This window comes from Paenibacillus sp. J22FR21, from assembly GCF_056269135.1.
In genome coordinates, this window is record NZ_JBWDNJ010000001.1 from 1,095,010 (window position 1) to 1,118,531 (window position 23,522).

A 23,522-nucleotide genomic window follows, 5' to 3' on the forward strand; every position below is an offset into this window, starting at 1 on the left:
AATGAGCTTGAAACCTAGCAAAGCAAACTCCATAACGCTGCTGCAGTTTATTCTGATCATCCACAGCATGCAGCTTGGCATAGGCGTCATATCAATGCCTCGCGACCTTGCATTGACCGGAGGAACGGATGGTTGGATCGCCTTATTGATCGGATATGCCGTGTCGCTAATCGCCAGCATCCTGATCGTTCAGATTATGAAGATGTATCCCAACGGGACGATCATCGATCTGATCACGCACTATTTTGGCAGATTTGTCGGACATGTGATATCACTCGTATTTGGCGTATACATGTGCTTGTTTGCTTATTTAATTCTTGATCGTATGGTGCTGCTGATTCGCAGCTGGATCATGCAGCAGTCGCAAGATTACGTACTGATGCTTCTCTTTGTCGTCCCTGCCTATATGATCGTGAAAGGCGGCGTTCGTACTATAGGCAGATATGCGGAGATCGTGGTCATGTGTTCCTTATGGATGCCGCTCGTCTTATTAAGTCTGTTAAACGATGCGCATTGGCTTAATCTGCTTCCTGTTCTTAAAGAAGGGTGGATACCGGTGCTGCGGACCGTGAATACGACCATCATTTCTTTCATGGGATTTGAGGCAACGTTCTTTATCTATCCGCATCTGGAGAATAAGAAGAAAGCCATAGTGGGTGTCTTGATCGCGAATACGTTAACCTTACTTGTTTATTTGTACGTGACGATTCTTTGCTTCATTGTTTATAGTCCCGATGAAATTCAATTCTTTAACGATACGATGCTTACCGTCGTTAAAGTCATCGAATACCGCTTTCTGGAGCGATTTGATATCGTGATGTTGACTTGTTACTTGCTCGTGATATCCAAAACTTGGATTCCTGCGCTTTATATGGCGATGTACTGTACGAAACGGCTGTTTCATATCGGCAAAGTGAGTAAGCATATTATCATTCTTCTTACCGGTATGGTAGTGATTACCTACATCTGGGAACCGGGCTGGAATGCCAGTACGAAGGCGATTCATTATTTCAGTTATTTCGGGATGGTCATGGTGTATCTCTTCCCGCTGGGATTATGGGCAGTTTTGTCTGTGATGACGAGTTTCCCGCGGTGGCAAAAATGAGCCGGTTCTATCGCATTACATTACTGTTCCTCATGCTGACAGTCTTGTTAACTGGTTGCAAAGATCGCGTTGATCTGGAGAATATTACGCTCGTACTCATGATGGGCATCGATTTAGACAAGGACAACAATCTCCTGCTTTTCTCCTCTTCACCCGTCTTCAGCAAGGAAGCGAAGAAGAAGAATGAGACGACGAAAGTAAAAGCGATCACCAGCCGTCAGGCTAGAGGCGAATTGGAAGCCCGCGTGTCTGCACTCGTCAGTAATGGGAAACTGCAGAATATCCTAGTCGGCAAAAAGGTGCTCCAGCACGAGGGATGGATGAATCTGCTCGATGTTTTCTTTCGTGATTCCAAATCCAGAATCAATGCAAGATTAATTGCGGTGGATGGACCGGTGGAGGAGGTTATGTTCTTTACGCCGGAAGACAAGCGCAGGCTCCCGCTCCATATTGCCAAGCTAGTCGATACCGCGCACATGCGTAACCTCGTTGAAATGACGACTCTCTTTGATTATATTCGGCTTGTCTTCGAGAAGGGGGTCACGCCGTACATGACGGAGCTGCACAAAACACCAAAAGAGGTAGTCGTAACCGGAACGGCGCTGCTGGACGACAAAGGGATCTATCGAGGATCGCTCGATCTTATGGAGAATGAACTGCTGCAGATTTTACAGGATGAGAAGCTCGCGGATTTAACGCTGACCGTTATTTTGCCTGATGTAAAGCATAAGAAATCACTTTTCGAGACAAGAGCAATAAGCTTTTATATTACGAAAGTAATGCGGAAAATGAAGGTTTCTTATACGGACAATCATTTTCGTTTCGATATTCGATTAAAGCTGCCTATTCATTTAACGGAACAAATGTTTCGGCTTAGTGCGGAGAAGAATTCGAAAGAACTAGAAGCCATGATTGATAAGCAGCTTGAGCTGGAAATGTACAAGTTGGTGAAGAAAATTCAAAAAAACAAGTTGGATCCAATTGGACTAGGGCTAAATGCAAGAGCTTTTCAATACTCGGCATGGAAAAAAGTGCAAAACGACTGGGGCGGCGCTTTCGCAAAAGCAGAGGTCAACATTCATGTCGATACAACCATTAAAGATCATGGAGAAATCAATTAGTTGAAGAGATGCCCAAGCGGGAAGGCTGCGGTGCCGGCGCGTCCATAACTTGCTTGGGTATTTGCGTGAAATGATTGAGTTGTGGGGCGTCTAACGCTATAATATAACGAGAAAAAAGTCTAACAGAAAAGGTGTCATTCATGAGCATATTAAACGTAGAACGGCTGAGCCACGGTTTCGGAGACCGTGCGATCTTCAACGATGTATCCTTCCGCTTGCTTAGGGGAGAGCACATCGGACTTATCGGCGCGAACGGCGAAGGTAAATCCACTTTCATGAACATCATTACCGGCAAACTGCAGCCCGATGACGGGAAAGTCGAATGGTCCAAGCGGATGCGCGTTGGCTATCTCGACCAGCACGCGGTACTGAACAAAGGCATGACGATCCGTGACGTGCTGAAGGGCGCTTTCCAATACTTGTTCGACATGGAACAAGAAATGAACGACATGTACGGAAGAATGGGCGATGTCACGCCGGAAGAGCTGGACCAAATGCTTGAGGATGTCGGAACCATTCAAGACACCCTCACGAATCAGGATTTCTACATGATCGATGCCAAGATTGAAGAGACTGCACGTGGACTCGGTCTGACGGATATCGGTCTGGACAAAGACGTAAACGATCTAAGCGGCGGTCAGCGTACGAAAGTCCTGCTTTCGAAACTGCTTCTGGAGAAACCGGATATTCTGCTGCTGGATGAGCCGACGAACTATCTCGACGAACAGCATATCGAATGGCTGAAGCGTTACCTGCAAGAGTATGAGAATGCCTTCATCCTCATCTCCCATGATATCCCATTCTTAGATAGCGTCATCAACTTGATCTATCACATGGAGAATCAAGAGCTAAATCGTTATGTCGGCGACTACTCGCATTTCCAGCAAGTACACGAGATGAAGAAACAGCAGCTGGAGTCCGCATTCAAACGTCAGCAGCAAGAAATCTCTGAATTGAAGGATTTCGTCGCACGCAATAAAGCTAGTGTCGCTACTCGTAATATGGCCATGTCCAGACAGAAGAAGCTGGACAAGATGGACGTGATTGAGCTGGCGAAGGAGAAGCCGAAGCCGCAATTTAATTTCAAGGATGCAAGAACTTCAAGCAAGCTGATCTTCGAAGCGAAGAATCTCGTCATCGGATACGACGCGCCGCTCTCCAGACCGCTTGATCTGCTGATGGAACGTGGTCAGAAGATTGCGCTTGTCGGTGCGAACGGGATTGGTAAGACAACGCTGCTGCGCAGTATTCTTGGTGAAATCACACCGATCTCCGGTACGGTACAACGTGGCGAAATCTTGTCGATCGGTTACTTCGAGCAAGAAGCGAAGGATGCCAATTACAACACTTGTATTGATGAGATATGGAATGAGTTCCCATCGCTGAATCAATTCGAGGTGCGTGCTGCACTGGCGAAATGCGGGTTGACCACGAAGCATATCGAGAGCAAAATCGCGGTATTGAGCGGCGGCGAGAAAGCGAAGGTACGTCTATGCAAACTGATCAACCGCGAGACGAACCTGCTCGTGCTCGATGAGCCTACGAACCACTTGGACGTAGACGCGAAGGAAGAGCTCAAACGTGCGCTTAGAGCCTACAAAGGCAGCATTCTGCTAATCTCCCATGAACCTGAGTTTTACCGCGATGTCGTGACAGAGACGTGGAACTGTGAATCGTGGACGACGAAGGTATTCTAATTGGAGTTGCCTGTATAGAGAAGTGAAAAGTCGCTCGGAACAGTCATTATTGGCTGCTCTGAGCGGCTTTTCTTCTGTTCGGTTGGGCTGCTTATTCCGGCAGTCTGGTGAACCAGAGGTCGCGGAAGTGTACCCAGCCGAGCGATTCCAGCGATATTCCCCGAATCGAAGGATGGAAGGCGGTTTTGAGATGTTTGCGATAGAGAAACATGAGGCTGTGAGCTGCTGCAAGCTGCTGCTCGATCTGTCGGAATTGATCCGATCTGCGCTTGGGATCGGACTCGGACAACAAGTCGTTCAGCTGCTGCTCCAGGATCACTTGCATATCCGGCCGCATGTGCAGCTGCATGCTCTTGAACAAATCGATGAGGCGCAGCTCTCGGTGCTCGTCCAGCATAATGGCAAACAGCAGCAAATCCGCATGCAAACGTTCTTCGCCTTTGAATTGTTCAGCGGGAATGAACTTGATCATTAGCGTGATGCCGGCAAGTGCGCAAACCTGCTGTACTATTCGCGCATCGGCTTCATATTGCGGAATGGTCGCAAGAATGATCGGTTCGCCGTTGTAGCCAGCTTCCATAAGACATTGCTCCACATTGTCGGCAGCTGCTGATTTGTTTGCATGACTGCTTGTCGAATGCGGAGTCCAGAAGCTGTCGGCAGGCTCGATGACATCTCCGGATAGGCGTTCAATGATTTCAGCGCGATTCAGTGCCAGATCGAACGCCTCGCGAACCGCTGCATTGGCAAGCGGACCTTCTCGCAGCTCGTTAACGGTCAGAAACTTGCAGGTCGTCCCGGATTGGCGAACCTGCTGCCATTGTTCTGTTGCGGTCTCGGATATACGTACGTTATGCATGACCTGGAAGGCCGGCTGCTCGGCTTGTCCGTCGACCTCTTGCTCCAGCGGTTGTGTCCATACCTCAACACGGTCCAGAAAACCTCGTCCTTGAAAATAAGCAGGGAATGCTTCAAGTACCATGACGCTATGCTCCCGATCCACGAGACGAAACGGGCCGGTCCCGATCGGCTGCAGTCCGAATTCCGCGTAGGTGAACCGGTCCGAGCTGCTGGTAATCTTCTTCGTTGAAGGCGACACTTCCGGAGCCGGAACGATCGATGCTCGGTTAGTAGCCAAGAAGGGGAGGAGGGCTTCATTGCGCTGCTCCAGTACAAATCGAACAGAGCGCTCATCCGGCATCTCGATGGAGACGATACCCATGTACACCCAATTATACAATCCTCGCGGTGCAAGAGCCTTCAGTCGCTCGAAAGTGAATAGGACATCGGCAGCTACCATCTCCCGGCCGTGATGGAAGAGGACTCCTTTACGTAGGAAGAAGGTCCAACTGGTGCGCGTAGCATCGACATCCCATGTATGTGCAAGATGCGGAAGAATGGTATCGCCTGAAGGGCTCATTCTTACGAGCCCGTCGAAGAGCTGGTTGACCAAATGCGATTCACCGGAATAGTGGATGGAGGCAGGGTCCAAGGAATGGATGGTTTGCGGCAGCGGAAATCGTAAAATGTCCAATCGACGCTCACCTAATACCTCGGAATGAAAGCCGAACCGTTTCGAGAGCCAATCCTGAAACTGCGAGCGCAGCCCCCATGTGCCCTCACTGTCCATCGTTTGCAGATAGGAGATTGCCAGTTGCAGGTCCTGCTTCTGTGCGATTTCTTGCGCTTCCAGCAGCACGAGCTCTTCTTTCTTCGCCAGAAAGTTCAAGACGGAGCGATTGCCGCGGCCGCGCCGCGGCTCCCAGCTTAACCAGCCTTCTCGCTGCATGCGCTGCAGCAGAAGGACCATATTGCGATGCGTACAATCCAGCGCTGACGCCAGTTCAAGTGTCGTGACTTCGTACGGTTCATGCTCTTGCAGCTGTGGCAGAGCGCTCCGAAGAGCGATGTAATGCTGCCTCATTTTCATCGTGAGCTCGTCTCCCGACATAAAATATGAAATTTATTTATCAAATCTTACACTTTTTCTTCTTATTTTATAGGCTACAATAAAATAGGAGAAAAGTACAATCGTTGCTAATGTAGTCTACATGTCGGGAGTGAGCCCTTTGAGAGATCCAGCACCATGGCAAAGAAGATATGAGCTAATCGCGCTTTGGTCATTAGGATTTGGTGTATTCAGTCAATATTTATTCGTTGGTAATAGCTTGGGGATATCGGTAGCGTTGTTTACCTGTGCTTTCTATGCTTTGTTCTTCTATGCGATAAAAGGGAGAATTGGCGGGTTCGATCAATGGCGAGGTCAGTCAAAGTCAGGGTGGCTGCTCTGTTTGCCTGTTGCGCTTCTGTCGCTCAGCTACATGCTCTTTAATAATGAGTTATTTCACATGCTCAATATCGTTGTAATACCAGCACTTGTCGCGGCCCAAACAGTATTGCTCTCAAGGAGCAGTACGAAACCTTGGTTTCGGACCGCTTTCTACCAGGATGTGCTTTACTTAAGTCTCATCAAGCCGTTTTCCTACTTTACAGTCCCTTTCGGATTGCTCGCGAATCGCGTTTCTCCACAGCAGCATAGTGGGGGGAAAGCTGGCGGCGGAAAGGTTCGCCGGATCTTGCTTGGACTCCTTCTCGCGTCACCGCTTCTGATTGTAGTGATCTTGCTGCTGGCTTCGGCAGATCGGATCTTTATGGATCTGTTAAACCGATTGCCTGAGATGTTCGGCGATTACTCGATTCGCACTTTGTTTACCAGAACCGTGTTAGCCGTGTTCATTTCAGTCTTTACGTTCAGCTATTTATGGACATTGTTATTCCGCAGAACCGATGACCAATGGAGGGATGGCAGTGAAGGCGGCTCCAATAACGCATTCTCTGCCGCTGCATCTGCTGCTTCGAGACAGCAAGCACCGCTTTCACTCGATGCGCTTACCGCCGGAACATTGCTCATCAGCTTCAACATCGTATATATTATTTTCGCGGCGATTCAATTCTCGTATCTGTTCGGAGCTGCGAATGGCTTGCTGCCCAAGGGTGTTGCATATGCGGAGTATGCGAGGCAGGGCTTCGCACAACTAGTCGTTGTTGCGCTCATTAATCTGGTCTTACTGCTGAGCGGCCTTCATTTCATACGCAGAGAAGGGGTAGTGGCCGAGTGGGTCCGTAAGCTCTCCCTCAGCATGCTGGTTGGTTGCACGGTTGTGATGCTGGTATCGGCTTACAGCAGGCTGTCGCTCTATGAGTCGGCTTACGGTTATACGCAAACGAGAATACTCGTTCAAGGCTTTATGCTGTTTCTGGGCCTCATTCTCATCGCGTCCTTCATGCGGATATGGAGTGAGCATTTCTCATTGGCGAAGGCTTACATAGGGCTTGCGGTAGCTGCCTATATCGTCATTAATTATGTGAACGTAGATGCGATTATCGCCAAGCAGAACATGATTCGTTATCAGGATACCGGCAAGATCGATATGGAGTATTTAGGATCGCTCTCCACAGATGCATTTCCTACTCTTATTAAGCTGCAGAAAGACGAGCCCACTCTGGCCGATGCAATTGAGAACGCGAAGAAAAGTTTAAAGGATGATGCTCTTCAACGTGGTGGTTGGCCCGCTTGGAATTTGTCGGTGGCGAGAGTTTTGAATGAGGAATAATCTGACTATTAATGCGGCTAATTATTTAGTTAACGGCATGAATTAAGTTGTTCGATATAGCTATTCGACGAGAAGTCCGCGTAATCGCGGACTTTTTTATTTTGTGGTGAAGAAATTTATGGTTTACAAACACAGACGTTCAGCATATATTTAAGTCATTCGAGTTTTGCTCTAGGGAAACATTTTGTCCCTTGTCCACATTAATATTTTTTTGATTATTTTTTTGCACTCGGAAAACTTAATTTACTTTATGCAAAATAGGAGGTGGCATCATGGCATTTAATCTCAAACGCCCTGTCTCCAGGCGGGATGTGTTGAAATGGGGAGCCGCAGGTGTCTTAGGGGCTTTCAGCGGAGGCTTATTCAGCCCGGGCTCGTTATTGGGGAAACCGGTTAAGGCGATGACCAAGCATGAGGTGCACTCGGCATTGAAACAGCATAAACATCAAACGATGGCACATGGTTACGACCCCGGGAAAGATCAAACATTCGGACTCCAAGCCGCAATCAAATCGCTGACTGAGTTTGATTACGGGAAAGTAAGTACCCGTGCGGACGGCAAGACTGTACGCGAATATAACATGGTCGCTTCGGATTCAACTGTCGAAATCGCGAAGGGCATCACGTTTCCGGGTTGGACCTATAACGGGACCATTCCGGGACCTACGATCCGCTGCACGGAAGGAGATATCGTTCGAGTGAAGTTCTGGAACGGCTCCTCGCACCCGCATTCGATCCATTTTCACGGCGTTCATCCAACCCGAATGGATGGTATTGAACCGGTACCGACAGGAACGGAATTTATTTATGAGTTTGAAGCGAAACCCGCGGGCATGCATGTGTACCATTGTCATATTCCGCCTTTATCCAAACACATTCACAAAGGACTCTACGGGAATTTCATCGTCGATCCGAAGGTGCCAAGGAAGAAGGCCCGTGAGCTTAATATGGTCATGAACGGCTTTGATCTGGACTTAGACGGTGAGAATGAAATCTACACCGTTAACGGCTATGCATTCGCATTCCAAGCTTGGCCGATTCCCGTGAAGGCCGGCGAGCTTGTCCGAGTTTATCTAAGCAATTTAACCGAATTCGATCTCATTAACTCTTTCCATCTTCATGCGAACTTCTTCAACTACTACGAGGTAGGCGCAGATCCGGATGCCAGACCGGTCATGACCGATACCATCATGCAGTGCCAAGGACAGCGCGGCATTCTGGAGATGGTATTTCCAGAACCGGGACAGTACATGTTCCACGCTCATCAGAGTGAATTTGCAGAGCTGGGCTGGATGGGATTCTTCGAGGTCAAAGCGTAAGGAGGAGGGGGTTACATGGAGGTGAAAGTCGTGAATACCACGAAACAAAAGCCAAGAAGTAAGCTGCTCTGGATATGGGGAGGCGCTCCTCTCATTCTCCTTATTCTGATTATCTACTTCATATCTAATTTAGGAACCGGCATTAAGGATGAACCGGTCGCGCCGATCGAAGCCCTTGATGTTCAGAAGATCGTACTTACCCATGAGGGTTTTACGATGCATGTACTTAACACAGGGCCGGAGAAAGTCACAATCGCACAGGTGCTTGTGAATGACGCATTCTGGAATGCAGATTTTCATCCCAGTGCGACGATTGGAAGACTCGCTCAGACCGAAATTTTCATTCCGTACGGCTGGGTTGAGGGAGATCCTTACGAGATAAAACTGATTACGACGAACGGATTGATTTTCGCAGGCGAGGTGCCAGTTGCCGCGTTGACGCCGGTGCCGGATGTCACTCGCGTTGCCCAGTTCGCCTTGATCGGGTTCTATGTAGGTGTAGTTCCGGTAGGGTTAGGGTTGCTGTGGTTCCCGTTCTTACGACGCTTCTCGCAGCGTGGCATGCAGGCTGTGCTGGCTCTAACGGTAGGGTTGCTGTTCTTTCTTGTCATAGATACGTTCGAAGAAGGGTTTGAGTTAGGAGCAGAAGCAGCCGGCATCTTCCAAGGCAACGGTTTAGTGTGGTTCGGCGCACTTCTCAGTTTCTTGTTCCTGGTTGCCATTGATCAGGCCAACGAGCGTAAAGGTGCGGTAAGCGGCAAGCAGGTCGCTTTCAAGATCGCCGGAGGCATAGGACTCCATAATCTCGGCGAAGGTCTCGCCATCGGTGCTGCATTCGCAGCCGGCGAAGCGGCACTCGGAACCTTCCTCATTATCGGATTTACGCTTCACAACATCACGGAAGGCGTCGGTATTGCCGCTCCGCTTCTGCAAGAACGTCCAACTTGGCGAACTTTCGTCGGTTTGGCTTTCCTCGGTGGAGGTCCGGCAATTATCGGAACGTGGACCGGGGGATTCATTTTCAATGAAGCCTTCGCCGCCTTGTTCTTCGGCATTGGCGCAGGTGCGATTCTGCAGGTCATTTACGTGATCAGTAAGATGGTGGTCAGAGAGGCAGGGAAAAGCGATCGAGCAGTCGTGTCCTGGAGCAATCTGGGCAGCTTGTTTCTGGGGATTCTGATTATGTATGTGACGGCATTGTTTGTTAATGTTTGATTGTGCGAATAAATTAGCGACATAATTTTAGTTATGTAAACCGTATTGAGTGGCTGTAACACTGCTAAGAATAAAATGATGAAGGAGAGGCCGCCGGCCTCTCCTTTTGTGTATCGAGAAACCCATGTTCAATACAACATGGGTTATTAGCTTCCGTTGTACGGGACGAAGGTAACCCTTTATTTCTGTACCTCCTGGATGAGAGTATACGTTGTCGCATGCCAACTCTAACGGTTGTGACAGTGGCTATTTGGCTTCAAATAACCACTTTTATTTTCTAACGGTTGCCAGCGAACCTATTTGAACGTTCTCCGCTAGGAATCGACCGATTTGCTGCAAATAACGTCTGTCACAACCGTTAGCGTTTCAAACAGGCTATTTTTGATGAAATAGCCACGCTGACAACCGTTAAACTTTTATTCATGCTGTATAGACAAGGAGAGGCCGCCGGCCTCTCCTTTTGTCATCTCCTAGAACACCTGAATGCCATTCGTAGGATCCCATGTCATGTATCCGCCTTGGAAGTTTTGTCTCGTACCGGCTCCAAATGCGAATTCATCACTGGTCGGAAATTGGAGGTAGGTATGGTTAGTGCCTTGAAGGTACGTTTGCCAGAAGCCGTTGCGGACTTGGAACGTCCCGCTGCCGGATGTCATAATGGCGCTTGGCCCGATGCTGCCGCCGTCGAAATCCTGTACATATCCGTAGTCCCAATAGTGGACGAACGCGCTGCCGCCATTGTCATAAGGGGACCCGTTCGTTGCCATCCCGCCGTGGCTGTTGAAATAATTAAGGATGTTCGTATTCGTTGTTCCGCCAGACAACTTGCCTTCGTAGGCTGTGGCATTGCGGAAATTAGTCCAGCCTGTTTTCTTGTCTGTTGAACCGAGTCCACTGGATTTGAAAATCCCATAGCTCAGCGATGGCTCATCTTGGAGGTAGAACCATACGCCGCTCTGTATATACGGGGAGGCTTTCATGACGTTGTAAGCTGCCGTAATATTGGAGGCTTGCACGGCTTCGCTGACGGCATCTGTCGTCCAGCCGATCTCTGTCATGAAGATTTTCTTGGTTGTACCTGATCCCTCATAGGCTGCGTATGCGCTATGTACGTAGTTGATGTAATTATTCAGTTGGGTGGTGGATACGCTGCCGCCTTGATCGATATAGATATGCTGTCCGATATGATCGAGAGGGTAGGACCCTGCATTGGATTGGATCCAATTCCAGCTCCCCACGGTCGTGCCTTCAGCATACGTATCACTAAGATAGTCGGCACCTGAGCCGCCGGAGGAGTAACCTGCAATATCGTGTCCGAAGATTCCGCCGCTGATGACTTCCACATCGTAGTTGTTATAGTATTTCATCTGCGTGTACACGTGGCCCAGCATTGCGGCAAAATTGGAAGGGTAGATGAACGAGCATCCGGTGTAGACGCCGGGAGACGGGTTCGATCCCCAGCAGTTCGGCTCATTCCATACTTCCCAATACTTGATGACGCCGTCATAATGGCCTGCCATCCGTCCGGCTAAGTAGCCGAATTGGTCGATAAAACTGTTGTAGCCGTCCCCTCCGGAGGTATTCTCTGCATTATTGTCCGTCCAATCCGACTGTGTGCCTGGCCAGGATTCGTTAGAAATCAGACCGATAACTTGAAGTCCTTTGCTCCGCAGCCGATTCACGATCGTATCGTAAGTGCTGTAAAATGCCGCTGTATCCGAGGTATAAGGGCCGAGGCGGAAGTTAAGCCGGACAAATCCCGCTCCACTGTCGGCAAGTGCCTGTGCAACTTGATTCGTAATCAGAATGTTCCCGGAATCGTCGATTGGGCGACCGAATTGAATGCCTTGCGGACCGGCTGCCGCTGCTTCGCGGACTCCAATAAAGTTAAATCCAGTGAACACAAGGGCAGCAGTCATCAGAGCAGCCACCCATCTTGATACTCGGTTCATCACGAAACCTCCTTAAGTTTGAAATCGCTTACACTATAAATGGTATGCGGGCTGTTTGGAGATCCCTCCTCTACATTCCGGACCTCGTTTAAGTGGAAGATTTTGGGCCGCATGTGATATGTAGAAGGCGAAATTGTTACTGCATGAGGTAGATTTTCGCGGTGATGAAGACTTATGGCTTATAATTTTGGGACGAAATACGGTGTTAGATGCTCTAGGTGGCACTCGTGCGTTGCTCACTTGGAGAATGACCATAGACACGACGGAACAGTTGACTCAGGTAGCTGCCATTCGCAAATCCAATTTCTTGTGCGATTCGATCTAAGGAATAGTCGGACTGTCGAAGCAGGTGCAAGGCACGGTTTAAGCGGATTTCGGTGAGGTATCGATTCATCGTTTTGTCAGTGACAAGCTTGAACATGCGGCCGAGATGCCGTGGGCTGAAATGTACATGATCGGCGACTTGTTCGAGCGTTATCGGGTTCTGATAATTATCTTCCAGGAACAGAATCGTTTCGAGGATGACTTCGTAGCCTTCGCGTTTGGCGGGGACGGAATAGTTAGCCATCTGGTGGTCCTTGCCTGCAAGCATTCTGGCCGTGGAAATAATGACGCTGGCAAGCCGGCTTTGAATGGCTGAATAATAGCCTGCGAATTGATGATTTGCTTCTTCGGCACAGGACATGAACTGTGGAATGGCCCCAAGGACATCAGGGATACTGCTGTAAACGGGTGTGTTGAAAATATCGAGCAGCTGCTTTGCTTCTTCGAAGAGGTGACGATCCGCGTTATTCTTCATCGTGAATTGGCATTGCAGGCACAATTCAGCCATCGGCTCATGCTGATCCGAGTATTGTGCATGGACGATTTCAGGACCGGTCAAGTAGAACTGGTTCGTCTCGACATGGAAAGGGATCTGTTCCATACGAATATGTCCCTTACCCGATGTGATGAAGTGAAATTCATAGGAGGAATGCTTATGCTCGGGTACATGCCAGCCCGGACCGGGAGGAACATAGTTGATTTTGATCACGTCGACTTGTAAGGCACCGATCTCAAGCCGAATAGGCATCCGCTCCAAATGGCGATAATGTCGTTTGATGGGGTCTAGATCGAGCAAGCTGAGCCACCTGCTTTCTTCATGGTTCTAGTACTAGCCTATTCTTGTTTGCCGGTTGACTTGCCGGTTAACTTGTTGTACCTTTAGAATCACATTAAATGAAACGACCGTGATCAAGGAAATGCTTGCTTGGTATTCTGTGCCCAGAGAGGGAGCCCGCCGGCTGAGAGGCTTCCCGCAGATCCAAGTGCTGCCCGGCCTTGTAGTCGCTGCAAGGAACCTAGCTTTCCGTATTTGCAGCCGGGAACGCCCCGTTATCCGTACAAGAGAGCCGTCTGCCGGACGGTTGAATTTTGGGTGGTACCACGAGCACGCACTCGTCCCTTAACCAGGGATGGGTGCGTGTTTTTTGTATGCTGATGTTTACGGAGAGGGTGGTTATTCAATGAGACAGAAGTCCGTATTCCTACCAACAATGAGAGAAGTTCCTGCAGATGCAGAAGCCGTGAGCCATAAGTGGCTGGTCAAAGGCGGATTTATTCGTCAGCTCTCCGCAGGAGTCTATTCCTTCCTGCCTGCAGGTCGCCGCGTGCTGCGTAAGGTAGAAGCTATTGTTCGGCACGAAATGGAGCAGACCGGAGCGCAAGAAGTGCTGCTGCCTGCTTTCCAGCCGGCTGATCTATGGCAGCAATCCGGGAGATATGATGTTTATGGGCCGGAGCTGGTACGGCTTCAGGATCGTAACGGTCGCGAATTCGTGCTCGGTCCTACGCATGAAGAAGTCATTACGCAGCTTGTCGGTCAGGAGATATCTACTTACCGGAAGCTGCCTGTCACGCTGTTCCAGCTGCAGACGAAGTTCCGCGATGAACGTCGACCGCGCTTTGGGTTGCTCCGGTGCAGAGAGTTCGTCATGAAGGATGCATATTCGTTTGACAGCGATTGGGAGGGCCTGGATCGGACATATCAGTCGATGTACGAGGCTTATCATCGTATATTCGAGCGCTGCGGGCTGGAGTTCCGCGCTGTTCAAGCCGATGCCGGGGCGATTGGCGGCGAAGGCGGAACCCATGAATTCATGGCGATTGCTGAATCCGGCGAGGATGATGTGGTGATTTGCGGCACCTGCGATTATGCTGCGAACATGGAGAAAGCGCAAAGTCTTGAAGCTGCGTTGGTCGAAGCGGACAAAAGTCGGCTAACCAGGGACCAGGATGCAGATGGATTGCAAGCGGCGACGGAGCAATTCCACACCCCTGGAATGAGAACGATTGACGAGCTGGTTACAGGACTCGGCATCGGTCATGATGAACTGATTAAGACGTTTATTTATTTAGCTGATGGTAAACCAGTCGCAATACTTGTGCGCGGTGACCATAGCATTAACGAAACCAAAGTGCTCAATGCCCTCCAAGCTGTTACGCTTACGCTTGCTGATACGGATACGGTCAGAAGTGTTACCGGTGCAGGTACCGGCTTCGCGGGTCCAATAGGACTGGCGATTCCTCTGTTGGTTGATTTGGAAGTCGGATTGATGAAGGCGGGAATCGCCGGTGCTAACGAAACGGATTATCATGTTCGTCATGTTGTGCCGGGGAGAGATTTCTCGCTTGAGCGGATCGGAGATTTCCGTAATGTGGAGGTAGGCGATCGTTGTCCTAGCTGCGAGCATGGTGAACTGCGTACGATTCGCGGGATCGAGATTGGTCATGTGTTCAAGCTTGGGACCAAATACAGCGAGAAGCTTGGCGCGCAGTTCGTGGATTCCAACGGTGAAACGAAGCCGATCATTATGGGCTGTTACGGAATCGGGATATCGCGGTTGCTTTCGGCCATCATTGAGCAGCATCATGACGAGAACGGCATGATATGGCCAAGCGCTGTGTCACCGTATCATGTACACCTCATTCCGGTTTCAACGCAGGATACGTTGCAAATGGACGCAGCTGAAAATCTGTATGCACAATTACAGGCAGCAGGAATCGACGTTCTGCTGGATGATCGGGATGAGCGATTAGGCGTGAAGCTCAAAGACAGCGATCTGATCGGAATTCCAATCCGTATTGTCGTTGGTAAAGGCGTTGCTGAAGGCCAGGTGGAATGGAAGCTACGGAGTGCGAGTGGAGCTGCTGATCGTATGGCTATTGCAGATGTGCTTGCTGCTGTACAACATACGATTCATTGACAAAGTCGAAGATTCAAAAAGAAAGCCCCATACCAACACGGTATGGGGCTTTCCTTATGGTTATTTCGGGCGGTCGATAGCTTCGGCCATTGTTTTGTCCGTTAGGTGCGCGTAAATTTGCGTTGTTTCCGGCGAGGCGTGACCGAGCTGCTCCTGCGTCTTGTATAGGTCGTTGCGCAGATAATAGTCGGTCGCGAAGGAATGACGCAGCTTATGTACAGAGAGGTATGGTTTGCCGAATCGCTTGGCATATTTGATGACCATCTCTTGTATGGCTCGCTTCGTCATGCGAGAGCCTTCCTTCTTGCCATTCGGAATGGCGAGAAATAGCGCTTTCTCTCGTTTCGGTGCTTTGTACTGGGAATCCCGTTGCGACATATACAGCTGAAGATCACGCATCGCCTCCTGACGGAAATAAACCGGCGTCTTAAACGTGTCGTCATTCTTACCTTTACGATACACATAGAGCAGTCGCTTCTTCAAATCAATATCATCGACGTTCATATTGAACACTTCAGATACGCGCAGGCCGGAGTTGAGGATAAGACTCACAATGGAAGTATCGCGTGTGCGGTTGTTCGTATACGAGTATAGCGCTTGTTTGTTCGTGGCGATCTCCATGCCGTAATCCTCATTGATGTAGCGGATAAATTCATCAATCTCCTGCTCCTGCAGCAGCTTGCCTTCGAGCTTAGCTGCTGTATCCTTTGGTTTCGATGTTCGTTTGATCGATACCTTCGCCATCACGTTGCGTTTCAACAGCGGATAGAATTGTTCATCCTCGGCAATTTGGCTCAAATAATGAAAGAGCGAGCGAAGGGAGGAAAGCTTGCGGGATATGGTCGTTCTGCTGTTGGCTTGCTGTTGGCGGGTGGCCAGGAACATTTTGAAATGATCGATACTGTCCATATGCAGTCGTTCCAGCTCAATCAGCTCTACATCCCGCAGCGTCGGTCCGGCAGCCAATCCTTCCGCAAGCAACCAAGATAGAAACGCATCATAATCCCGTACATATTCAAGGAGCGAAGAGGGCGAGAGGTCAGGAAGTTTATAGTTAATGAATTTCTCAATATACCAGGGCATTGATGGCGTCCTGCGGTCAAGCTCCTGTCGATCTTTGATTTTGATAATATTCATGCGCAGCCACCTCCATTATTTCTCATTTTAAAGCAGTAGGTGGTCAAAGTAAACCGCGCATTGGAACGAATGTTCGCACTGGGCGAAAGCGGAAATTCATAACGCCTACTTGACGAATCAGTTCATTGCTTATATAGTTAGTTACATGAGTAACTAACCGATGTGGTGGTGTAGCGATGAGTATCAAAATCGATGACAGCCGTCCCATATTCGTCCAGATTGCAGAACGAATTGAGGATGACATTATTGGAGGCGGAATGCCGGAGGAGTCCCAAGTACCTTCGACGAATCAGTTTGCAGCCTTCTACGGTATTAATCCGGCCACAGCAGCTAAAGGCGTGAATCTGCTTGTCGATGAAGAGATTCTATATAAGAAACGGGGAATTGGCATGTTTGTCGCGACCGGCGCTAAAGCGAAGCTGATGGAGAAGCGGAAAGAGCAATTTTTCGAGCAATATGTCGTAACGATGATTCAAGAAGCAGAGAAGCTTGGCATTACGATCGAACAATTAACGGATATGATCCGCAGGAGAGGATGAGTCTGACTTATGAAGACAGTTATTGATGCAAAGCACTTAACGAAGATGTTCGGGAACGATAAGGCAATCGATGATATCAGCTTCCATATTGAAGAGAACAAGATTTATGGGCTGCTCGGACGCAATGGTGCAGGCAAAACTACCATCATGCATATGATAACCGCGCAATTGTTCCAAACCAGCGGTGAGCTTAAAGTGTTCGGTGAAGAGCCGTACGAGAACAATCGCGTGCTGCGTCAAATTTGCTTTATTAAAGAGAGTCAGAAGTACCCGGATAACTTCAAAGTGGTGGATGTATTAGAGACGGCTGCTTTATTTTTCCCCCTATGGGATGGTGCCTATGCGCGTGAGCTGGTTGCGGAATTCAAGCTTCCCATGAAGCGCAGAGTGAAGAAATTATCCCGAGGCATGCTGTCGGCCGTCGGTATTATTGTTGGTCTTGCAAGCCGCGCGCCGATCACGATATTCGATGAGCCTTACTTGGGACTGGACGCCGTTGCTCGGACGATTTTCTATGATCGGCTTATGGAGGACTACGCGCTCCATCCGCGCACAATCATTCTGTCGACACATCTCATTGATGAAGTCAGCCGATTGCTGGAGCATATCATTGTCATCAATGAAGGCAAATTGCTGCTCAATGAAGAAGCCGATTCGCTTCGAGGCCGTGCTTATACGGTTACCGGTCCTATCGCCAAGATCGAATCCTATACCGCGAATAAGAAAGTCATTCACAGTGAGGGAATAGGCGGTTATCGTTCTGCAACGATCTATGGCAGCTTGGTAGCGAGTGATCAGAAGGCTGCAGAAGCATTGGGATTGGACATTACAACGGTGACCATTCAGCAGTTGATTGTCTATCTGACGAGCGATCAATCGCGTAAAGAGGTGAAGCTAGGATGAACATGGTACAAAACGTAGTCAAAATGTATGCAAGAGACAAGTGGGGCTGGTTTATTCTGCCTTGGGTCATTCTGTTTTCCAGTTTTCTTGTAAACCTGTTTATTGCCGCATTCCTTCCGGTGGATGAGCAAATCGTTACCGGCGGACTGATGTCGATCTTTATCTATATGATGGTAATTGGCATTGTTTCGTTGTCACAGACGTTCCCATTCGCGCTGGGGCTAAGCGTCAGAAGGCGGGACTTCTTCTTAGGCTCGATGCTTATGATTTCATTGCTTAGCGCTGCGATTTCTATCATCTTGTGCATGCTTTCTTATATTGAAGGAAGTGTCATTGATGGCTGGGGAGTACGGTTGTCTTTCTTCCATCTGCCCTACATTTCGGACGGTAACGTCCTTGCGCAGTTCGTCATCTTCTTCTCGTGTATGATCTCGCTTTATATGACGGGTTTCCTATGTGCCAGCGTTCATCGTCGTTTCGGACGAAATGGGATGTACGTATTCTCGATCGTTTCAGTTCTTGTGATAACCGTAATTCTTTATGTCATTAAATACTTGGAGTGGTGGTCTGCGATCTTCGATTTCCTCGGTGATCATTCAGCAGTTCAGTTTGCCGTTATGCTCTTACCATTAGCGGTTTGCCTGTCATGCGTGTCGTACTTACTGCTGCGAAGAGCGACAGTGTGAGCTAGTCGTCGGTTGTAATCCGTATAGGATGAGAGATTTTTAAGTTCATTAGAAATTCCCCTTAATCCGTATGGCAGGTGTTGATTCATGTTACAATCAGCCTCATACCAAACGATATGGAGGGGTTTCTACACCATGGTAAGTCACAAAAGAATCGCGGCAGCGCTAGTGTTCTTCGTGCTTCTATCGGTAGGCTCGTTATACAGCACCCAAGCACATGCTGCAGCAGCGCCAACACTCAAAGCAGGAAGTCAGGGCGGAGATGTATCGGATCTACAGTTCCGATTGCAGGCACTCGGCTACTACAAAGACAAAATCACGACCACATACGGCATGTCGACGCGCAATGCAGTTGCAAACTTTCAGCGTGCTAATGGCATTACCAGTGATGGAATCGCCGGTCCCCAGACATGGGCGAAGCTGAAGAAGCTTTCGGTTAACAAGCCTGAGCTATCAAAGCTTGCCCGTATTATTTACTCGGAAGCGCGTGGTGAGGTGTATAAAGGTCAGGTTGCCGTAGGCGCAGTCGTCATGAATCGGTTGAAATCGCCGCTGTTTCCGAAGAACTTAACCGAAGTGATCATGCAGCCCTATGCCTTCACCGCTGTAGCAGATGGTCAGTATTGGCTGTTGCCGAACAACACCGCATTCCTAGCCGCTAAGGACGCAGTTCGAGGATGGGATCCGACAAAAGAAGCGCTGTATTACTACAATCCGATTACAGCCAAATCGAAATGGATTCTCACTCGTAAAGTGACAACGAAGATTGGAAGCCATGTTTTCGCGATTTAATCGAAGCAAACCGCCCTTTGTAGGCGGTTTTTTTATCCCCATTTTGCCTGCAACAAATGGTGAAGATCAACCGTCTGAAGGTTAGATGAAAACGACGGAGTCGCAAATGCGCCATTTCCATACAGTTAACGACAGTAAATGAAATTTATTCCTAAACGGCCCCCGCAAACATACCCATGGCGACGAAATGTATCTGTAGTGAGCGTTTTCACTAATTTATGGTGTAGGGAGAGAGGTTCATGAAGAAGTGGACAGTAATCATGCTTGTCCTTTCCATGTGTCTACTTGGCAGCAGCACCGCACTCGCACATGGGAATAGCCACGACAGTGGCAACGATAGTCGCCAGCAGCAATTGCAGTCTTGTAAAGATGCTGTGAATCGCCTGAATGCAGTTCTGGTTAAAGTAAAGAATGAGCGTACACGTGCAATCCTCAAGCGAATGATTGCAAGTTTCAAAGCGGAATGTGAGTCCGGCACTAATGGCGACAGTACGTATCAGAAAGATCTAGCGAAAGTGAATGCCGACAAGAACGCACTGTCCATTCAATTCATTGGTAATGACAATGCTAAATCCGTAACACTGCCGGTCATTCTTAGTTCCAAAGGTAAGAACGGTTCTGCTATTACTTGGACTTCCAGCAATACTTCAATCCTAGCGAGTAATGGATTACTGCTTAATCGACCAGATAGTAACGATGTTGCGATCGATCTAACGGCAACTATTCGCTCTGGTAACGCCCAAGCAACCAAGACGTTCCGCATCATTATCAAATCTACTGCTCCCGAAATGTCCGATATCGATCGAGTGAAGAAGGATTATGCAGCATTGTCGATCGTATTCGGCGGTTCTGACACCATCGATAGTGTTACTCAACCGTTCAAAGAACTTCCGAGTAAAGGTGTGAACGGCTCTACAGTGACTTGGGAATCGACGTTGCCTTCCGTTATTTCCAATGATGGTAAGAAAGTAGTTCGACCGCCGACCGGCTCAGGCAGCACAATAGTCATTTTTACGGCACAAATTAGATCCGGCAGCTACAAAGAGACGAAGGTATTTATCGTCAAGGTCAAAGAACAAATGCCTGATGCACAACGAGTTGCGGCGGATAAAGCAGCGCTTCAAATTGATTTTGGCGGATCGGACTCTGCAGGCCGTGTAACCCGTCCGGTCGATGCATTTCCAGCTTACGGCGTGAATGGTTCTTCGATTAAATGGATGTCGAGTTCAACTGCCGTATTGTCCGATGACGGCAAAACGCTTCACCGGCCGGCGGCGAGTACAGGAGATACCTTCGTTCTTGTGTCTGCGGTCATCACAAGCGGATCTGCGGTCGATGTGAAACAGTTTACGTTGACCGTGAAGGCTGAGTATACAAGTACGGAGAAGGTCGCTGCAGATAAAGCTGATCTTGCAATTACTTATAAAGATTCCGACAATGCCGGATATGTCACAAAGCCTCTCGGACTTCCTTCTAAGGGCTACTACGGCAGCTCAATCATTTGGTATTCGAGCAACACCTCGGTATTGTCAGACAACGGAACCGTATTGCACCGTCCCGCACATGGTCAAGGTGATATTACCGTGAATTTGACCGCTTTTGTAAGCAATAACGGCATTGGCGATGTTAAAGTGTTCACGGTAACTGTAAAGCAGCAATAATAGGAGTTAGACTTTCGAATTGATCCTCTTGCAACTATTGAACTCTTGACCGACTGGCGCTATGATTAACGAAGCTGAATGGGGATATGAACGTCTCTCTGCAGCTCGAATGATGGCAATTCAATATCGGACAATTCGGGAGAGTTCATTAATGGGGATTAATTATTGTTTAACTTGTGGGGCTCCGCTTGAAGTCAGAGATGTAGATGGTACGTCTCGTAAAGCATGCACGGCTGATGGATGCAATTTCGTGCATTGGGGTAATTACAGTGTCGGTGTCGGCGCATTGGTTGTGCGAAACGAGAAGGTACTTCTTGTTCGCCGGGCTCAAGAACCGGGTAAAGGGTATTGGACGAATCCCGGCGGCTATATCGAACAGCATGAGCTCATTCATGAAACGATTAAGCGCGAAGTAATGGAAGAAGCCGGCGTGGAAGCAGAGGTTCGTAATATCGTTGCCGTCCGCGATCATCCGAGAAAAATTCATAATGTCTATCTTGCATTTGCAATGGATTATATTTCCGGTGAGCCGGTTCCGGATGGTGTCGAAGTCGATGCTGCAGGCTTCTACAGCTTGCAAGAGATGGAAACGATGAATGTGGCTGGGTTCACGAAGTGGTTGGTCGATGTGGCGCTGCATGGTCAAGGCGAAGGTTTGAAGGAAGACAAAGAACCGATCGTGCAATTCGACGGTTATGGGTTGTTCCGAGTTTAAATCGGTCTCGGTCTAGTGAGAATGAAAAAGAGCCTGATAAGAGGAGATGCGGACCGATTCCGTATACCATCTTAACAGGCTCTTTGTTTGATTAACTGAGGACGCGTCTTGCCGTAACGAATGATTTCTTCCAATAGCCTGTCGACATATCAGAGATCTTCACACTTTTACCGGCACTATGCAAAATCTTATTATCTCCGGCATAAATCGCGACGTGGCTAATACCGATTCCATTGGTGTTGAAGAAGACCAGGTCTCCTACACTTAAGTAGCCTTTGGCGATTTTCTTGCCTTTGGCTGATTGATCGGAAGATGAGCGAGGAAGAGAAATATCGAAATTATCATATACATACTGGGTAAACGACGAGCAATCGAATGCATTGGTCATATATGGGATCGCACCGTATAGATAGGGAGTACCTATGTATGTCTCACCGTAAGTGATCAATTCTTTCGACTTCTCCGTTGCAGCGCTTGCTTGTGTTGCCGTGCTTAGCGAAAGTGCAGTAAATCCAACCGTGGCGCAAAGGCTCACACTTAGGATGCTCTTGAGTAAACGTTTGTTAGTTGCTATCATCTGTTTATTCCCTCCAGCTCTTCAAGGTGCCATTTGTCTTTACACACTATAACACACTTCCAAAACACCCTTTTTACACCATTAGGAGTCAACTGTGAGTGTTCTATAGGGATATTCGTCTTTATGAGAATTACGTGAGAAATTTCTCATGTTTGAAGGCGAATAAATGAGAACGGCGTCGTTTGGAATGAAGGCCCGGCTTTGATATGATAGAAACAGAGTAAAATCGACAATGTGAAAGGGGATTCCTGGCCATGGCAGATCAAGTGAATACGACGAATAACGAGTCTTCGAGCAATGTGGAACAAGCGACCTTCGCCGGTGGCTGTTTCTGGTGTATGGTGACTCCTTTCGAGGAGCAGCCCGGTATTATCAGTGTGATTTCCGGTTATATGGGCGGTCATACGAAGAACCCAACCTATGAAGAAGTGTGTTCAGAAACGACAGGACACGCTGAAGTGGTTCAGATTACATTCGATTCCTCGATTTATCCTTATGAGAAATTGCTTGATGTTTACTGGAGACAAATCGACCCGACAGATGCCGGAGGTCAATTCCATGATCGCGGCAATTCGTACCGGACTACGATCTTCTACCATAGTGAAGAACAGCGTGTGATTGCGGAGCGTTCCAAGGTTGAATTAGGACAAAGCGGTCGATTCGATAAGCCGATTGCAACGTTAATCGTTGCGGCAACGCCATTCTATCCGGCAGAGGATTATCACCAAGGCTATCATCATAAGAATCCGCTTCGTTACCGGATGTACCGTGAAGGGTCAGGACGTGATTCGTTTATTAAGAGTCACTGGAATACGAAGGAAGATCGTGAAGCAAGACGCGAGAAGCTGACGCCGATTCAGTATGAAGTCACTCAGAATAACGGGACTGAAGCGCCTTTCGAGAATGAATATTGGGATTTTAACGGGGAAGGTATTTACGTGGATATCGTATCCGGAGAACCGTTGTTCAGTTCAGCGGATAAATTCGATGCACACTGCGGATGGCCTAGCTTCACCAAACCACTAGTAGGCGGCAATGTGAAGGAAAAGCAGGATTTGAGCCACCGCATGATTCGTACGGAAGTACGAAGCGTGAACGCGGATTCGCATTTGGGTCATGTGTTCAATGACGGTCCGGGGCCAACGAAGCTGCGGTATTGCATCAATTCTGCGTCGCTGCGGTTTGTTCCGAAGGAAGACATGGAGCAAGAAGGTTACGGGTATTTGTTGAATTCGGTATAAGTG

General features: G+C 48.6%; 19 protein-coding genes. 14 read left to right on the forward strand and 5 right to left on the reverse strand.

Annotated features, from left to right (window positions below):
• Window position 1 precedes the first annotated feature (1 nt).
• The 3 genes from AC0YNS_RS05390 (at window position 2) to AC0YNS_RS05400 (ending at window position 3,923) form a co-directional block, all read left to right on the forward strand.
• The gene (locus AC0YNS_RS05390) at window positions 2-1,105 is read left to right on the forward strand and encodes a GerAB/ArcD/ProY family transporter (RefSeq protein ID WP_475779975.1); all 1,104 of its coding nucleotides are present in this window, start codon (window positions 2-4) and stop codon (window positions 1,103-1,105) included.
• Window positions 1,102-2,226: a Ger(x)C family spore germination protein gene (locus AC0YNS_RS05395; RefSeq protein WP_475780112.1), complete on the forward strand. Its 1,125-nt coding sequence runs from the start codon at window positions 1,102-1,104 to the stop codon at window positions 2,224-2,226. Before AC0YNS_RS05390 ends, AC0YNS_RS05395 begins: the two co-directional genes overlap by 4 nt.
• 140 nt (window positions 2,227-2,366) lie before the next feature.
• The gene (locus tag AC0YNS_RS05400; RefSeq protein WP_475779976.1) at window positions 2,367-3,923 is read left to right on the forward strand and encodes an ABC-F family ATP-binding cassette domain-containing protein; all 1,557 of its coding nucleotides are present in this window, start codon (window positions 2,367-2,369) and stop codon (window positions 3,921-3,923) included.
• Between the two features lie 91 nt (window positions 3,924-4,014).
• Here the strand turns inward: AC0YNS_RS05400 and AC0YNS_RS05405 are convergent, their stop codons facing one another.
• Window positions 4,015-5,853: an ABC transporter substrate-binding protein gene (locus AC0YNS_RS05405; protein WP_475779977.1), complete on the reverse strand. Its 1,839-nt coding sequence runs from the start codon at window positions 5,851-5,853 to the stop codon at window positions 4,015-4,017.
• A gap of 139 nt (window positions 5,854-5,992) precedes the next feature.
• Here AC0YNS_RS05405 and AC0YNS_RS05410 point away from each other — a divergent pair, with 139 nt between their 5' ends.
• The 3 genes from AC0YNS_RS05410 to AC0YNS_RS05420 all read left to right on the forward strand — a co-directional run bounded on the left by AC0YNS_RS05410 (window position 5,993) and on the right by AC0YNS_RS05420 (window position 10,071).
• Window positions 5,993-7,537 carry a DUF4153 domain-containing protein gene (locus AC0YNS_RS05410; RefSeq protein ID WP_475779978.1) on the forward strand — a complete coding sequence of 515 codons (1,545 nt, stop codon included), beginning with the start codon at window positions 5,993-5,995 and terminating at the stop codon, window positions 7,535-7,537.
• A 272-nt stretch (window positions 7,538-7,809) separates the two neighbouring features.
• Entirely contained in the window at window positions 7,810-8,856 is a 1,047-nt protein-coding gene (locus tag AC0YNS_RS05415; protein WP_475779979.1) for a multicopper oxidase domain-containing protein, read from the forward strand.
• A 15-nt stretch (window positions 8,857-8,871) separates the two neighbouring features.
• On the forward strand, window positions 8,872-10,071 hold the full coding sequence (locus AC0YNS_RS05420) for a ZIP family metal transporter (protein ID WP_475779980.1): 1,200 nt from the start codon (window positions 8,872-8,874) through the stop codon (window positions 10,069-10,071).
• A gap of 470 nt (window positions 10,072-10,541) precedes the next feature.
• On the opposite strand, the gene AC0YNS_RS05425 is transcribed toward AC0YNS_RS05420, so the two are convergent.
• Together AC0YNS_RS05425 and AC0YNS_RS05430 are read right to left on the reverse strand one after the other, a co-directional pair.
• Window positions 10,542-12,023: a hypothetical protein gene (locus AC0YNS_RS05425; protein ID WP_475779981.1), complete on the reverse strand. Its 1,482-nt coding sequence runs from the start codon at window positions 12,021-12,023 to the stop codon at window positions 10,542-10,544.
• A gap of 214 nt (window positions 12,024-12,237) precedes the next feature.
• Window positions 12,238-13,143, reverse strand: coding sequence for a helix-turn-helix domain-containing protein (locus tag AC0YNS_RS05430; RefSeq protein WP_475779982.1), 906 nt, complete (start codon window positions 13,141-13,143; stop codon window positions 12,238-12,240).
• A 385-nt stretch (window positions 13,144-13,528) separates the two neighbouring features.
• On the opposite strand from AC0YNS_RS05430, the gene AC0YNS_RS05435 reads away from it, so the two are divergent.
• The gene (locus AC0YNS_RS05435; RefSeq protein ID WP_475779983.1) at window positions 13,529-15,268 is read left to right on the forward strand and encodes a proline--tRNA ligase; all 1,740 of its coding nucleotides are present in this window, start codon (window positions 13,529-13,531) and stop codon (window positions 15,266-15,268) included.
• A gap of 60 nt (window positions 15,269-15,328) precedes the next feature.
• Here AC0YNS_RS05435 and xerS read toward each other — a convergent pair whose 3' ends face one another.
• A complete protein-coding gene (gene xerS, locus AC0YNS_RS05440; RefSeq protein ID WP_475779984.1) occupies window positions 15,329-16,405 on the reverse strand; it encodes a tyrosine recombinase XerS in 1,077 nt (358 codons plus the stop codon).
• Between the two features lie 176 nt (window positions 16,406-16,581).
• On the opposite strand from xerS, the gene AC0YNS_RS05445 reads away from it, so the two are divergent.
• The 6 genes from AC0YNS_RS05445 to AC0YNS_RS05470 all read left to right on the forward strand — a co-directional run bounded on the left by AC0YNS_RS05445 (window position 16,582) and on the right by AC0YNS_RS05470 (window position 21,701).
• Entirely contained in the window at window positions 16,582-16,944 is a 363-nt protein-coding gene (locus tag AC0YNS_RS05445) for a GntR family transcriptional regulator (protein ID WP_090975588.1), read from the forward strand.
• Between the two features lie 9 nt (window positions 16,945-16,953).
• Window positions 16,954-17,847: an ABC transporter ATP-binding protein gene (locus tag AC0YNS_RS05450; protein WP_475779985.1), complete on the forward strand. Its 894-nt coding sequence runs from the start codon at window positions 16,954-16,956 to the stop codon at window positions 17,845-17,847.
• A complete protein-coding gene (locus AC0YNS_RS05455) occupies window positions 17,844-18,533 on the forward strand; it encodes a hypothetical protein (protein ID WP_475779986.1) in 690 nt (229 codons plus the stop codon). Before AC0YNS_RS05450 ends, AC0YNS_RS05455 begins: the two co-directional genes overlap by 4 nt.
• Window positions 18,534-18,668: 135 nt before the next feature.
• On the forward strand, window positions 18,669-19,325 hold the full coding sequence (locus tag AC0YNS_RS05460; RefSeq protein ID WP_475779987.1) for a cell wall hydrolase: 657 nt from the start codon (window positions 18,669-18,671) through the stop codon (window positions 19,323-19,325).
• Between the two features lie 239 nt (window positions 19,326-19,564).
• Window positions 19,565-20,986 (forward strand): immunoglobulin-like domain-containing protein, encoded by a 1,422-nt coding sequence (locus AC0YNS_RS05465; protein ID WP_475779988.1) that lies wholly within the window; start codon window positions 19,565-19,567, stop codon window positions 20,984-20,986.
• Window positions 20,987-21,137: 151 nt separating this feature from the next.
• Window positions 21,138-21,701, forward strand: coding sequence for an NUDIX domain-containing protein (locus tag AC0YNS_RS05470; protein ID WP_475779989.1), 564 nt, complete (start codon window positions 21,138-21,140; stop codon window positions 21,699-21,701).
• A 91-nt stretch (window positions 21,702-21,792) separates the two neighbouring features.
• On the opposite strand, the gene AC0YNS_RS05475 is transcribed toward AC0YNS_RS05470, so the two are convergent.
• Window positions 21,793-22,278 carry a C40 family peptidase gene (locus tag AC0YNS_RS05475; RefSeq protein WP_475779990.1) on the reverse strand — a complete coding sequence of 162 codons (486 nt, stop codon included), beginning with the start codon at window positions 22,276-22,278 and terminating at the stop codon, window positions 21,793-21,795.
• A gap of 254 nt (window positions 22,279-22,532) precedes the next feature.
• Between AC0YNS_RS05475 and msrA the strand changes: the two genes are divergently transcribed.
• Window positions 22,533-23,519, forward strand: a complete 987-nt coding sequence (msrA, locus tag AC0YNS_RS05480; RefSeq protein WP_475779991.1) for a peptide-methionine (S)-S-oxide reductase MsrA — start codon at window positions 22,533-22,535, stop codon at window positions 23,517-23,519.
• Window positions 23,520-23,522: the final 3 nt, after the last annotated feature.